General features: G+C 71.6%; 13 protein-coding genes. 7 read left to right on the forward strand and 6 right to left on the reverse strand.

Going from position 1 to position 13,188, the window contains the following annotated elements; genetic code table 11:
- From N555_RS28955 to N555_RS0109655, 3 genes are all read left to right on the forward strand, one after another.
- A partial coding sequence (locus N555_RS28955; RefSeq protein ID WP_029431281.1) for a polysaccharide biosynthesis protein occupies positions 1 to 582 on the forward strand: 582 nt, incomplete at its 5' end.
- A 1,283-nt stretch (positions 583 to 1,865) separates the two neighbouring features.
- On the forward strand, positions 1,866 to 2,552 hold the full coding sequence (locus N555_RS0109650) for a hypothetical protein (RefSeq protein ID WP_156036302.1): 687 nt from the start codon (positions 1,866 to 1,868) through the stop codon (positions 2,550 to 2,552).
- 995 nt (positions 2,553 to 3,547) lie between these two features.
- Positions 3,548 to 4,087, forward strand: a complete 540-nt coding sequence (locus N555_RS0109655) for a hypothetical protein (RefSeq protein WP_029431283.1) — start codon at positions 3,548 to 3,550, stop codon at positions 4,085 to 4,087.
- A 439-nt stretch (positions 4,088 to 4,526) separates the two neighbouring features.
- On the opposite strand, the gene N555_RS0109660 is transcribed toward N555_RS0109655, so the two are convergent.
- Positions 4,527 to 4,715, reverse strand: coding sequence for a hypothetical protein (locus tag N555_RS0109660; protein WP_029431284.1), 189 nt, complete (start codon positions 4,713 to 4,715; stop codon positions 4,527 to 4,529).
- A gap of 331 nt (positions 4,716 to 5,046) precedes the next feature.
- On the opposite strand from N555_RS0109660, the gene N555_RS26760 reads away from it, so the two are divergent.
- On the forward strand, positions 5,047 to 5,940 hold the full coding sequence (locus N555_RS26760; protein ID WP_051683915.1) for a hypothetical protein: 894 nt from the start codon (positions 5,047 to 5,049) through the stop codon (positions 5,938 to 5,940).
- A gap of 259 nt (positions 5,941 to 6,199) precedes the next feature.
- Here the strand turns inward: N555_RS26760 and N555_RS0109670 are convergent, their stop codons facing one another.
- Positions 6,200 to 6,607 (reverse strand): VOC family protein, encoded by a 408-nt coding sequence (locus tag N555_RS0109670; protein ID WP_029431286.1) that lies wholly within the window; start codon positions 6,605 to 6,607, stop codon positions 6,200 to 6,202.
- A gap of 112 nt (positions 6,608 to 6,719) precedes the next feature.
- On the opposite strand from N555_RS0109670, the gene N555_RS0109675 reads away from it, so the two are divergent.
- Positions 6,720 to 8,066 carry a cytochrome P450 gene (locus N555_RS0109675; protein ID WP_029431287.1) on the forward strand — a complete coding sequence of 449 codons (1,347 nt, stop codon included), beginning with the start codon at positions 6,720 to 6,722 and terminating at the stop codon, positions 8,064 to 8,066.
- A gap of 29 nt (positions 8,067 to 8,095) precedes the next feature.
- Here N555_RS0109675 and N555_RS25815 read toward each other — a convergent pair whose 3' ends face one another.
- A complete protein-coding gene (locus N555_RS25815) occupies positions 8,096 to 9,004 on the reverse strand; it encodes an amidohydrolase family protein (RefSeq protein ID WP_034509689.1) in 909 nt (302 codons plus the stop codon).
- Positions 9,005 to 9,038: 34 nt separating this feature from the next.
- A complete protein-coding gene (locus N555_RS0109685) occupies positions 9,039 to 10,022 on the reverse strand; it encodes an EamA family transporter (RefSeq protein WP_051683916.1) in 984 nt (327 codons plus the stop codon).
- An 80-nt stretch (positions 10,023 to 10,102) separates the two neighbouring features.
- Here N555_RS0109685 and N555_RS0109690 point away from each other — a divergent pair, with 80 nt between their 5' ends.
- Complete coding sequence (locus N555_RS0109690) at positions 10,103 to 10,636, forward strand: CGNR zinc finger domain-containing protein (RefSeq protein WP_029431289.1); 534 nt, start codon at positions 10,103 to 10,105, stop codon at positions 10,634 to 10,636.
- A 3-nt stretch (positions 10,637 to 10,639) separates the two neighbouring features.
- Here N555_RS0109690 and N555_RS0109695 read toward each other — a convergent pair whose 3' ends face one another.
- The gene (locus tag N555_RS0109695; protein WP_029431290.1) at positions 10,640 to 11,371 is read right to left on the reverse strand and encodes a dienelactone hydrolase family protein; all 732 of its coding nucleotides are present in this window, start codon (positions 11,369 to 11,371) and stop codon (positions 10,640 to 10,642) included.
- Positions 11,372 to 11,520: 149 nt separating this feature from the next.
- Between N555_RS0109695 and N555_RS28260 the strand changes: the two genes are divergently transcribed.
- Positions 11,521 to 12,132, forward strand: coding sequence for a DUF4333 domain-containing protein (locus N555_RS28260; protein ID WP_034509692.1), 612 nt, complete (start codon positions 11,521 to 11,523; stop codon positions 12,130 to 12,132).
- A 9-nt stretch (positions 12,133 to 12,141) separates the two neighbouring features.
- On the opposite strand, the gene N555_RS0109705 is transcribed toward N555_RS28260, so the two are convergent.
- On the reverse strand, positions 12,142 to 13,182 hold the full coding sequence (locus N555_RS0109705) for an LLM class flavin-dependent oxidoreductase (RefSeq protein ID WP_029431292.1): 1,041 nt from the start codon (positions 13,180 to 13,182) through the stop codon (positions 12,142 to 12,144).
- Positions 13,183 to 13,188: the final 6 nt, after the last annotated feature.

Raw genomic sequence — 13,188 nt, forward strand, 5'->3', positions numbered from 1 at the left:
CGGATGGCCGAGCAGCTGACGGCGACGTACGCCCAGCGCACCGCGGGCCGGTTCCTCTCCGTCCGGTTCGGCAACGTCCTGGGCAGCCGTGGCTCCGTCCTCGAGACCTTCGCGGCGCAGATCGCCCGCGGTGGGCCGGTGACCATCACCGACCCCGAGGTCACCCGCTACTTCATGACCATCCCCGAGGCGGTCCAGCTGGTGATCCAGGCCGGCGCCATCGGCCGGGGCGGGGAGGCTCTGGTCCTCGACATGGGGACGCCCGTGCGGATCGGCGACGTCGCCGCACACCTCATCGGCCTCGAGGACCGGCCGATCGCCATCAAGGTGACCGGCCTGCGCCCGGGAGAGAAGCTGCACGAGGACCTGTTCGGCGCAGGCGAGGGGGACAGCCGGCCAATCCACCCGATGATCAGCCACGTGGCGGTCCCGGCCCTGGAAGCCGACGCGCTCGAGAGGCTCGGGACGACCTACCCGACCGGGACAACTAGCCGGACGGCCGCGCTGCGGGACAGGGTGGGCGAACCTCCCCAGCGCGACGCTGGAGTCGATCAAGAGCATGGCGCGACGGCGCCTCGTTGACCCTCGACATGGGATGGCAAGGTCCTGCCTTTGTATTACCGGGTCCCAGAGCGTAGGCGGTGAACCGCGGGCTGCTAGACCATCTGGGCAATCCAGAACGTCCAGCAACGCTGAAGGGCTCACCGTGGCGCTGATGCCAGGCCCCACTCGGCAGGCTTGGACACCAGCTCTCGCGACGCGCAGCTCACCGCGCTGATTGGGGCCAGGGACGTCCGAGCCTGAGCGACGGAGCCGGCCCACACCGCCGCCAGCGTCGGACTTGGTTGCGGTCACCGCGGACCTACAGTAGGCCCCGAAACGGTATGGTCCGCGCCAGGCCGGACCAGCGCGCGATCTGGCTGCGCCGACGCCTCGACTGAGGCTGACCCCCATTTCGTTACGTCGACGCCCCCTGGACGGCGCGCCCACACCGCGACCACCGGCCTCACTGATGAAGGTCAAGCGGTGCGCCTGGGGATACCGAAGGAGCGGGTCGGACATCCAGCACTCCGGGCAGATCGCTAGCGTTGTCTTCCTGGCCGGTGTCCCAGCGTTGCCCACCACGGCGACTGACAACGGTGTCCCATAGACCGCCGTCAGGGACCCTTGACCGCTGTTGGACGGCGCTCTCGATCTCGCAGGCTGCGAGGGTGCCCGGTCAAGCGACCCAAGCGGCACGCTAACGCCTCGACGGCTGAGCATGGTCCGGCCCAATTACCCCAGACCCACGCTTCGGCTCATCCTGAGGCCGCTGACGGCTTTTCGGCCGACAGGCAGTGACCAGATAACTGTGGGGAGTATGCTCGAACGCGCAGGTCAGTGACCTGCAGGGCCGTCGAGCAGCACAGCGTTCGGCCCCGGACAGCTTCTAAGCACTTGGCCGCAGGTTCGAGTCCTGCCGGGCGCGCTTCACAAGGCTCTCACCTGCGAAGAAGAGAGGCATGTCCTCCAAGCGCGCCAAGCAGCTGCGGCGAAGCTGCGGGCGTTCCACCTGGCGGTTCCATGGTCTTTCGCCATGCCGCTATTGCCGCGCACAGCGCTCAGTGACCGGATAACTTTCGGCCGCGGTATCGGGCCAGCGCCTCGATTGCCGCAGCCCCCAGACGCGGGAGCGCCGGTCAACGCGCATGCCACGGATGGGGTCAACAGCTTGGAGGCCTTTCACCAGCTCGACAACTCCCCTGAGCGCTGAATGCGGTACACCGCTCGGTGTGCAACCGCTGACAGGCACCTTTCCTTTCGGTCAGCCCTCCGGCAGATGTGAGCCGCGCCGGGTCCACAACCCGCAGGCGCTCGTGCTCGGCGTGTACCCCTCCGCCCTGCACATCCGGTGGGGGCATCCCGAGGCGAGCATCGCGGCTCTCGCCGTCTCCGAGGAGCCGTGGCCGTTCTGGGCCGGCGAGGACGAGGCGAAACTGGTGGAAGCGTGGCGGCAGGCGGTCGGCTGGCGGAATGAGTGGGGCACCGCCACGCCGGTCGGCCGGCTCAACGGCTCCTCCGGACGCGCCGTCATCGACCGGGTCCTGACTCCGCTCGGCTTGGACCCCGCGCGGGTATGGACCACCGACGCTCTGCCCTTCTTCCACGTACACCGGGCGCCGGGCAGCCAGGGCGAGGCGATGTCCACCCGGTACGACCCGTTCGCCCGCGCCCACGGACTCCCCGCGCATCACCTGCCGGACCGGCCATCGACGAAGGAGCTGATCCGGCGCGCGGTCGCCGAGGAGGGCGACCGGCTCATCGCGGAGATCCGGGACGCTGCGGCGCCGCTGCTGATCACCCTCGGCAACGAGGCGCTGGCCGTCGCCGCGCAGCTGCTCGACGGCGACCTACCGGAGCGACTGACCCCGGACGGGACCTACGGTCGGCGGCATCACGCCAGTGCGCTCCGCAACGACGTTGAGGTGCTCCCTCTGGTGCATCCCGGCCAGCGCAGTGCGGAGTGGACCGGAATTCATCAGCGGTGGCTCGAGCGTTCGACCGGTCGCTGAGCAAGCGCCAGGTGACCGGGCGAGTCGCTCTTGGGCCGCGTCAAGCCGTGCCTGCACCGCCCCGCCGGTGCCCGGTGGGGTGGCCCGCGCAGACCGCTCAGACACCTCCACGCCGCGGCCGGACTGACCTGGCGGGCGTGAATGATGGCGACCCGGTAGTAGCTGCGCGGCAGCGCCCAGCCCTGAAGCCGGCGTTCCCGTTCGACCGCGGTAAGGACCTCCGCCAGAACTTCGAGGCTCGCGTCATCGTCCCCGGCGACAAGGCGCCATTGGCCGCACGGCCCATCGAGTTGGAAACACTGACCCGGACCGCTCACGCGGCCGGATCGCCCCTACCGAACCGAATCAACTGGGGGCAGGCCCGTTCAGGTGGGCTCTGGGCCAGCCGCGTGTGCGTGTGGGATGCCCCACTTGCGCTTCCACTCGAGGGCGGCGATCGCCGCGCGTACCTGCGGCGACACCGACGTCCGGAAGCCACGGCGACGCCACCCTGGCTGGCGGCGTCGACACACCGTCCACTCTGAGGGCCCAGCCCCCTACGTCAGGCGCGGCTCTAGGCAGGTCGACCCCTCCCCCACACGAACCTGCCTCCCCGACCTGTCGCTGGGGACGCACGGGACGGCAGTGCCCGGGCTACGCCCCTGAGAGCCTCAAGGCGAGCAGACCGGGGCGGGTGCGATCACCGTCCAGCGGCGTCGGCGGGCAGTCCCGGGCCCGGCCGAACGACGCGATGCCGCATGAATTCGGACCACCGCACCCCCGGCCGCACCCCGAACAGTCCCGTGCACTGGAGGAGTCCTGTCGTGGAGCCGGTCTTACGAGGGCGCCGGTCGAACGAGCTGTCCACACGCCCGTCGACTGCGACTTGCCGGCGATTTGGCAACGTCGCAGGTCTTTCCAGCGCAACCTCTTGACGTACTGCAGGACTCCTGTAGTGTTCTCAACAGTGGACCTTCGAGTCCACCCAGCATAGTCGAGTTACAAGGAGACGCTTCATGTTCACCCTCAACGATCCGCAGCACGGCCCGATCGTTCTCATGCCAGTCCCGCTCGCACACGCCCACGCGGTCGCCGAGTACGCCGCCAGTCTTCGGGGCGACAACCTGAACCTCCTCCCCCGTGCCAACCCGGGCACGGTCCCCGCGCACACCAGCACCGATCAGGACACGGACGCAGACACCAGCGCGCTGCCCTCCACGAGCAACGCCGCCCTGTCCGACCTACAGTGGACTACGGAGCGCCTCACGACTTTCGCCGCGTCCGAGGCCGTCAGCGTCCAGCGGTTCGTCGCCGCGCTCGACGTCCTCGCCGTCGACTCGTCCCGCACGTACGGCACCGCCGAGCTCGCCGAGGCCGCCGGCCTGGCCTACAGCGCGTTCAAGCACGCGACGACCCGCATGAACAGCCATCTGGCCAAGCACTACGGCATCGAGGCGTGGCCCATGACCGCGACCTGGAATGACGTTCGCGAGGAGGTCGACTGGTCCATCACCGAGACCGTCGCAGCACGCTGGCGCGAGATCCGCGGCCTGTAGTTCCGGACGATGCTCGGCGCCGAGCATTCGCACCAGCAGCCCTCTGACGACGCCCCGACCACCAAGTCGGGGCGTCGTCGCGCGTCCCGACCGGGTCGCCTCCGCATCGGGGCGGAGCACCTTGCATGCCGCCGCGAATGATCACCAGCACGACGGAACGTGGCGTCAAGCAACCACCGTGGGGACGGAATCGGCGGACGGCTCGTTCCCACGGGCAGCGGAACCTAGCATCCTCATCTGCCGCTGGCTGCTCTGGCGGTTGCGACTGCAGCGGCTCAGGACGAAGTCTCGCTCGACAGCCGTAGTGGCCGATCTGGTGGGCCATCTTGCCGATCGCATCCGCCAGGGTGCAGGCAGGTGTCAGGCCCCTGTCGCCGGGCGCCAGCCTGATCCTGACAAGCAGGTGACGTCACGCTGTCGGCCATCTTCAGCGACGGGTTCAGCGGTGCTCGTCACCCGTATCTCTCTCGAGAGGTTGACCCTCGACAACATCGCCTGCGACGACAAGACGCTTGAGCAGTGAAGAGGCCACTACCGGCACCGCCAACTGCAGCTCGAACACCTGCTCGCAGGTGACCACCCGCTCCCGGGCCGGGATGGCCGCGCACAGGCAATTGAGCAGCCACACCCGTGCGAATCGACATATGTGGCCGCCGCCTTGGATTCGAAGGCGAGCGATCCGCCGAGCCGAGGCACCTGAACCGCGACCCCGAGCGAAGAGACGTGCGCCAACCCCCAAACGGCGCCTCCACCTGGAAACTAGGCACATGAGGTGGTTTGGGCGTCCCCACGAAGCAGACAACCCTGCCGGTGTCGACTTCACAGAGGCAGGTTCGGCGGCGTTCCGCGAACAGCCGTTGGTGGCCGGCTGCCGGTGTGGGTGTGGGGATCAGGTCGGACGGGGGGCCCTGTACCGACCAGGGCACGACGGTCGGCACGTTGGCCAGGTCGGCCGCGCCATGGTCGAGGCGGGGGCCGAAGACCCGGGCCTGCTGGCCGAGCTGCCGAGCGAGGCGCTGCGGGCGCAGGCCCGGGCGATGCTGAACCCGTCCGCGTCCCGGGGCCAACTGCCGCCGCAGGGCACGGTCCGTGTCACCGTCACAGATCCTGGTCCGGCACCGTTCCGCGAACAGCCGTTGGTTGCCAGCTGCCGGTGCGGGTGTGGGGAGCAGGTCGGACGACGATCCAACTATCGACCGGGGCACGACGCCCGGCACGCTTCTCAGATCGGCCGGGCGATGATCGCGGCAGGAGCGGAGAACCCGGTCCTGCTAGCGGAACTACCGAGCGAGGCCCTGCGGGAGAAGGCCCGCGCCATGCTGGTGAACCGCTCGCCGACGCGAGGTCTCTTGCAACCGGATAGCGCGTCCGTGCGCCACAGCTCGCAAGAGAGGCCGGCCGTGGAGTCCGAGGCGCTGCCCGTGCCGCCGGGAGACTCGTCCGAGCAGCAAGGCGCCGAGGCAGTGATGCTCGCGGCGTTGGGCGAGCGACTCGGGTTGGCGTTGGCGCCGACGCGCTTGTACCTGCCGGACGGGTCCCGCGTAGCGGTCGACGGTGTCAGCACCAGCCCGGCCGTGCTGGTTGAGGCGTGGGCGCATCAGGGGCCAACGAAGCCGGCGCAACGGAACAAGGTGCTGGCGGACGCGCTGAAGCTCGTGTACGTCGCGTCCCAGTTGCCAGGAGCTCACCGAAAGGTGCTGTGTCTGAGCGACGAGGAGGCTGCCCGGCCGTTCTTGGGGCGGTCCTGGTACGCGGGGGCACTGCGCTCCATGGACGTGGAGGTCGAGGTCGTCCCGCTCGGGGAGGAGTGGCGGGAACGTGTTCTCAACGCCCAGGCTCGGCAGTACCGCTGAGCCCACGTCCGGATTCCTCGGGCCACTCACATCCCGGCCCACCGACTGGTGCACCTTGCCCCAGACCCGCGCTTCGGCTCATCCTGAGGCCGCTGAGGGCGTTTTGGCCGATAGGCAGTGGCCAGATAACTGTGGGCGGCACGCTCAAACGCGCAGGCCACCGACCTCCAAGGACGTGGAATCGCACAGCGCTGGGCCCCGGACAGCCTCTAAGCACTTGGCCGCAGGTTCGAGTCCTGCCGGGCGCGCCACCGGACGCTCAGTCGCCGCGCAGGGGACCGACGAGCTCGACGAAGTGTCCGTCGACATCGGCGACGACTGCGGCCCGCACGCCGTGCTCGGTGTCCTGCCCGGCCTGGAACACGCTGCCGCCGTGCCGGAGCACCGCCTCGCAGGCCTCCTCCACGTCGGGGACGCCGATGCAGATCCAGCTCTCCCCCGGGTACACGGGCCGCGGCGGCGGATAGGCGAGGAACCGGCACAGGACCAGCTGGTGCGACCGCTGTTCGCCCGTGGTCGACATGTACGTCTGCTCCTGGTGGCCCCGGTCGTCCCCCTCGCCCGCGACGATGCGGTTCGTCGTGGTGAACCCGAGGGCCGCGTAGAAGCGCTCGGCGGCTGCCACGTCGGCCACGATCCGTTTGGTGTGACCCCATCTGGTCGCCATGCGCCGGTCCTCTCGTCCCGACCCGGGGAGCCGTGAGACGTGATCGGGGTCTCATCCGGGTGCGTGCGCACCCTAGGGTCGGTCCCCGGGACGACGCACCAGGGGGCGACACGTGACCGACGCGGACCGCACGGCGGGGAAGCGCTACCTCTTCGACCGGCACACGCCCGACTACCGGCTGCGGTTCGACGCCGTCCGGCGGGAGATGCAGGAGCGGTGCCCGATCGCCTGGACCGACACCTACGGCGGGCACTGGGTGGCCTCGGGCAACCGCGAGGTCTTCGAGCTGGTCCGCTCCTCGGAGTACCTGTCCAGTGACCACGACGTGCACGGCGAGCGCGGCGGCCCCCGCTACCAGGGCATCACCATCCCCAGCGGCGGCTCGATGCGGGCCGTGTTCCAGGAGATGGACCCGCCGGAACAGCGGTACTACCGCAACGTCCTGAACCCCTACCTCTCCCCCGCCGCGGTCGAGCGGTGGCGGCCGTTCGTCGTCGAGCTGACCCACGCCGCCCTCGACGAGCGGATCGAGTCGGGGCGGATCGACTTCGTCGACGACCTCGCCAACATCGTGCCCGCGGTGTTCACGCTGGCCATGATGGGCCTGCCGCTCGCCGACTGGACCGTCTACTGCGAGCCCACCCACGCCGTCGTCTACACCCCGCCCGACTCACCGGACATGGCGCGCGTCATGGAGCAGAACGCCGAGGTCTTCGGCCGGCTGTACGCAGCCGTGCAGGACGTGCGGGCGGACCCCCGGCCCGGCCTCGTCGACGCGCTGGTCCGCGCCACGATCGGCGGCGAGGTCCCGCCGGACACCGACCTGGCGATGGTGCTGATGCTGCTGATCGGCGGGGGTTTCGACACGACGACGGCGCTGACCGCACACAGCCTCGAGTGGCTGGCGGAGAACCCCGGAGAGCGCGCGCGGCTGGCTCGCGAGCAGGACACGCTGCTGGACCCGGCGACAGAGGAGTTCCTGCGCTTCTTCACCCCCGCCCCCGGCATCGCCCGCACCTTCCGCGCCGACTGCACCGTGATGGGCACCGACTTCCGCGAGGGCGACCGGCTGTGGCTGTCGTGGGCGATGTCCAACCGCGACCCCGCGGTGTTCCCCGAGCCCGACCGCGTCGACCTGGACCGCACGGGCAACCGGCACACCAGCTTCGGGCTGGGGATCCACCGCTGCATCGGGTCGAACGTCGCCCGGATGGCGTTCAAGACGATGCTCACCGCCGTCCTGGAACGCATGCCCGACTACTCCTGCGACCCGGCCGAGGCGGTGCACTACGACACGGTCGGCGTCATCAACGGGATGAAGCACCTGCCCGCCACCTTCTCCCCCGGCCCGCGGCGGGGGCCGGGGCTCGACGCGACGCTCGCCGCTCTCCAGCGGGTGTGCGACGAGCAGCGGCTGGCCGAGCCGGTCCGGCCGCGTCCCGCTCCCGCCTCGGCCTGACCGGCGCCGCGGCCTGACCGGCGCACCGGTCAGCCGGCGCGGTCCCAGAAGCGGGCCGCGTTCGCGTACCCGACCCGGCGCAGCTCGTCGTCGGTGAGCGGGAGGTCCCGCAGGGCCCGGGCGTGGGCCGCCTGGTCGATCATCGGGTAGTTGGTGCCGAACACCACCCGGTCGACGCCGATGCGACGGATCGTGGCCGCCACCGCCTCGCCGTCGAGGGGTTCCCCCATGCCCCCCAGGCGCATCGCGGTGTCGGTGACGACGTTCTCGGACAGCCGGACGATCGCGGCGGTGTCGTCCTCGGCGCCCCAGCCGAGGTGGGCGATCTGGAGCCGCAGCGCCGGATGGCTCCGCACGACCTCGGCGAAGTGCCGCGGGTGCCCGAACGCCTCCCCGGGGGCGACCGCGCCGCTCTCCGACAGCACCGGGACGTCGAGCTCGACGGCCAGCCGCCAGACGACGTCCATGCGCTCGTCGTCCGGCCGCCGGCGCAGGAACATCGGCGCCACCTTGATGCCGCTCGCACCCGCGGCGAGCTGGGTGCGGACCTCTCGCTCGACCTCGGCATCGGTCATCAGGACCGGGTCCACGCCCACGACGGCCTTCAGCCGGTCCGGCCTCGCCGCCGCCGCGCCGGCCGCCCAGGAGTTCTGCTCGTGCCAGGCCGCCAGCACGTCGGCCGTGGCCGCCTCACGGTCGGCGCCCGCGGTCACCGCGGCGTCGACGGCGTCCTGCGCGAAGACGACCGAGACGATCAGGGACCACGCGATGCCGGCCCCGTCCATGCTCGCCACGACGTCGTCCGGCGTCCCGTCGCGCTCCACCGGCATGCCGAGGCCGCCGACGAAGGCCCGCGTCGCCGCCGCGGACGGCTGCGTGTGGGTGTGTGCGTCGATGAGTCGGACGTCGGCCCGGCTACCGGACGTGGGGGTCGTCACGCTCCTGTCCTACAGCAGCGCGGGGCGGACCTGTTCAGCTGCGCGAGCGGTCGGCTCCGCCCGCGACGGCCGTCTCGGGCACGACGGCGACCGGGATCTCCGGGCCCGGCGACCGCAGCTCGTCGAGCTGGACCAGGCCGATGCCGCCGAGCACGAACAGGCCTCCGACGAGCTGCCAGACCGTGAGCTCCTGGCCGAGCAGCAGCCAGGCGAAGAGCACCGCGAACAGCACCTCGGTCAGACCCACGAAGGAGGCGATCTTCGCGCCGAGCAGCCGGGCACCGATGACGCCGGTGACGTAGGCGACGACGGCTGCGACCAGCGACAGCCCGACGACCGGGACCAGCCAGCTGACCTCCCGGTCGAGCAGGACGACGTCGACGCGCGGCGCGGCGAGCGGCAGCACCCCGAGCGCTCCGGCGGCGGCCAGCACCGCACCACCGACGGTCAGCCCGCCCCAGGCGACGACGAGCGGTGGCAGCGCGTCGTCCTTCCCGGCGGAGAGCACGAAGTACGTCGCCAGCCCCACCGCGGCGCCGAGGCCCCACAGCACGCCGATCGGGTCGAGGTCCGCGCCGCTGAACAGGTCCAGGACCAGCGCGAGGCCGCCCACTGCCACCGCGGCCCCGGCCACGGTCAGCGCCCGCGGCCGCTGGCCGTGCCGCAGCCAGAGCCAGCCGATGACCAGCAGCGCACCGGAGTACTCGAGCAGCAGCGCGACGGCGACCGAGAGGTGCTGGACCGCGTTGAAGTAGCAGAGCTGCGCGCCGGCGACGGCGGCGATGCCGTACACGGTCACGGTGCCCGCGTCACGCCGCAGCCGGCCGAGCTGACCGCGGAGCAGGACCAGCGCCACGGGGGTCAGCACCAGGGCGGCGACGACGACGCGCACCGTCACCGCCGCGCCCGGCGTCCATCCCGCCTCGAGCAGACTGCCGGCGAAGGCGCCCGAGGTACCGAACGTGGCGGCCGAGATCAGGGCCAGCCCCAGACCCACCCCGCCTGCTCGCTGCTGCATCGCGACGCTCCCGTCAGGGGTGTACTGGCCTATGCTCCTTACAGGTCGTCACCGTAGGGGCAGCGGAGTAAGGAGTCAAAATGGTGTTCGCACATGACACCGAGCTCGCGCTGGCGGCGGCCGCGTCCCTGGTGAACACCGACCAGGCCGACGGCGACGAGCTGACGACGACGGCCGATCTCGCCGGGTTCGTCGAGCGGTGGCGGTGGACCGGCCGGCTCACCGGCGACGTCGCCGAGCTCGACGAGGTGCGGGCGCTGCGCCCCCGGCTGCGCGAGCTCTGGCAGCTGGACGAGGACGCTCTCGTCGACCGGGTCAACGCGATGCTGCGCGACGCCCGGGCCCTGCCCCAGCTGGTCAAGCACGACGGCTTCGACTACCACCTGCACGCGACGCCGTCGGACGCCCCGCTCGCCGACCGGATGCTGGTGGAGGCGGCGATGGCCTTCGTCGACGTCGTCCGGCAGCAGGAGCTCGATCGGCTGCGGACCTGCGAGGCCGACGACTGCGCGGACGTCTACGTCGACCTGTCGCGCAACCGCTCCCGGCGCTACTGCGACACCTCCTGCGGCAACCGGATGAACGTGGCCGCGTTCCGCGCCCGGCAGGCCTGACCCTCACCGCAGGTGCCGGGCGAAGAACCGGTTGCCGGCGTCGCCCTCGAAGTGCGGGATGCCGGTGTGCCCGCCCGTATTGGCGTGCAGCGTCTTCTCCGCCGACCCGAGCGCGTCGAAGAGGTCCAGCGCCATCTGCCGGTCGTTGCCCTCGTCGTCCCACTGCAGGAGGACCAGCAGCGGGACGGTGACCCGCCGGGCCTCGTCGAACGAGGCGCGGGGCACGTAGCTCCCGGCGAAGAGCAGGGCGGCGGCGATGCGCGGCTCGACCGCAGCCAGCCGGACGCCGACGGCCGTCACCCCGCCCGCGAAGCCGACCGGGCCGCCGATCCCGGGGAGCGGGAGGAGGGCGTCCAGTGCGGCCCGCCACTCGGGGACCGCGCGGTCGACCAGCGGGAGCACGAGCCGGTCGACGACGTCGTCCCCGACGGGCTCCCCGGCCGTCACCGCCCGCCGGAGCTCCGCGCGGGCCTCCTCCACGGCCGGGATGCGGGGCCGGTCCCCGCTCCCGGGCAGCTCGAGGGTGGCCGCGGCGAACCCCGCTGCCACGGTGTCCCGTGCCCGGGCCGCGATCCGCGGGTACATCCGGTCGAGCCCGCCGGGGTGGCCGAGCAGGACCAGCGGCGCCTCGGCGGAGGCCGATGCCGACGTCCACAGGAGGCCGGGGACGTCGCCGAGGGTGAAGCCGCGCTCGAGGACGTCGTCGTCGAGGCGTCGTTCGGAGGTGAGGTGCATGGTCGTGTCGTAGCAGCGCCCGCCGCCGTCCGCCGACCGCTTTTCGGTCCTCGTGCGCGGCGCGGTCCCCACCCCTGCAAGCGGCGTGCAAGTGGCGCCGAAGCGCCCGCGCGCACGGTGTTCCTGCCCACCCCGACAGGAGGAACACCATGACCCAGATCCAGCAGCCCCAGCCGTACTACGGCCCGCCGCAGCAGTACGCGCCGTTCCCCGGCTCCCAGCCGCCCGCTCCCCCGCGCCGGCGCACCGGCCTGGTCGTCGGCTCGGTCGCCGGCGCTGTCGTCGTCCTCGGCGGGCTTGGAGCCGGGGCCTTCTTCCTGTTCGGCGGCTCGACGCTCGACGACGCCGACGCGGAGGGCCAGATCAGCGCCCAGGTCCAGGAGCAGACCGGGATCGCCCCGGACGGCGTCGACTGCCCGTCCGGAGTGGACCTCGCCGAGGGGACGACGACCACCTGCACCGTCACCCTGCAGGGCCAGACCTACGACTACACGCTCACCCAGCTCGACGACGAGGGGAACGTGGAGTTCAGCAGCGACGCCGTCTACGTGCAGCTGGCCGACGTCGAGGAACTGCTCGCGGGCGCCTTCGCCGACGAGAGCCTCGAGGTCGACGCGAGCTGCGACGCCGGGGAGCGCACCGTCCTCATCGCCGCCGACGGCCTGTCGATCCCGTGCACCGTCGTCAACGTCGAGGACTCCACCGACGACGCCGACGTCACCGCCCTGATCGACGCCGCCGGAACGGTCACCTTCGAGTGACCGGGCTCGTCAGTGCCCGCCGTGCGGCGCCCACCCGATGGCCGGCGCGACGTGCCGGGCGATCGTCTCCAGCAGGTGCGCGTTGTAGTCGACGCCGAGCATGTTCGGCACGGTGAGCAGCAGGGTGTCGGCATCGCGGACCGCGGCGTCCTTGGCCAGCTCCTCGGCCAGGACGTCGGGCTCGCCGGTGTAGCTCTTCCCGAACCGGGCCCGCACCCCCTCGAGCAGGCCGACCTGGTCCTCGCCGGCGTCGGCGCCGAAGTACATCCGGTCGGTGTCGCTGACGATCGGCAGCACGCTGCGGCTGACCGAGACCCGCGGCTCGCGGTCCCAGCCGGCGTCGGCCCAGGCCTGACGGAAGCGGGCGATCTGCTCGGCCTGGAGCTGGTCGAACGGCACGCCGGTGTCCTCCGACAGCAGCGTGGAGCTCATGAGGTTCATGCCCTGCTCGGCGGTCCACACGGCGGTGTCGAAGGTGCCCGACCCCCACCAGATCCGGTCGGCCAGGCCCGGCGACTGCGGCTGGATCGGCAGCCGCGCCCGGGCGCCCCCGGTCATCCGCGGATCGGCGTCCGCCACGGAGGCGCCACCGAGCGCGGCGCGGAACAGCGCGGTCTTGTCCCGGGCGAGGTCGGCGTCGGTCGTGCCGTCCGGCGGCACGTAGCCGAAGGTCTGCGAGCCGCGCAGTGCCGTCTCCGGCGATCCCCGGCTCACGCCCAGCTGCAGCCGGCCGGCGCTGAGCAGGTCGGCCGCGGCGGCCTCCTCGGCCATGTAGAGCGGGTTCTCGTAGCGCATGTCGATGACGCCGGTGCCGAGCTCGATCCGCGAGGTGCGCATCGCCATCGCGGTGAGCAGCGGGAACGGCGAGGCGAGCTGCCGGGCGAAGTGGTGCACCCGCACGTAGGCGCCGTCCAGGCCCAGCTCCTCCGCGGCGACGGCGAGCTCGACGCTCTGCACGAGCGCGTCACGGGCCGTCCGCACCTGGGAGCCCGGAACGGGCTGCCAGTGCCCGAAGGAGAGGAACCCGATCCGCTTCGGCAGTGCGCTCATGCCTCC

The organism is Blastococcus sp. URHD0036 (assembly GCF_000701365.1).
Lineage (GTDB): Bacteria > Actinomycetota > Actinomycetes > Mycobacteriales > Geodermatophilaceae > Trujillonella.

Coding starts and splice junctions, on each gene's coding strand:
- N555_RS0109655 (WP_029431283.1), top strand. CDS start 3,548: ATGTTCACCCTCAACGATCCGCAGCACGGCCCGATCGTTCTCATGCCA.
- N555_RS26760 (WP_051683915.1), top strand. CDS start 5,047: ATGGTCGAGGCGGGGGCCGAAGACCCGGGCCTGCTGGCCGAGCTGCCG.
- N555_RS0109670 (WP_029431286.1), bottom strand. CDS start 6,607: ATGGCGACCAGATGGGGTCACACCAAACGGATCGTGGCCGACGTGGCA.
- N555_RS0109685 (WP_051683916.1), bottom strand. CDS start 10,022: ATGCAGCAGCGAGCAGGCGGGGTGGGTCTGGGGCTGGCCCTGATCTCG.
- N555_RS0109690 (WP_029431289.1), top strand. CDS start 10,103: ATGGTGTTCGCACATGACACCGAGCTCGCGCTGGCGGCGGCCGCGTCC.
- N555_RS0109695 (WP_029431290.1), bottom strand. CDS start 11,371: ATGCACCTCACCTCCGAACGACGCCTCGACGACGACGTCCTCGAGCGC.
- N555_RS28260 (WP_034509692.1), top strand. CDS start 11,521: ATGACCCAGATCCAGCAGCCCCAGCCGTACTACGGCCCGCCGCAGCAG.
- N555_RS0109705 (WP_029431292.1), bottom strand. CDS start 13,182: ATGAGCGCACTGCCGAAGCGGATCGGGTTCCTCTCCTTCGGGCACTGG.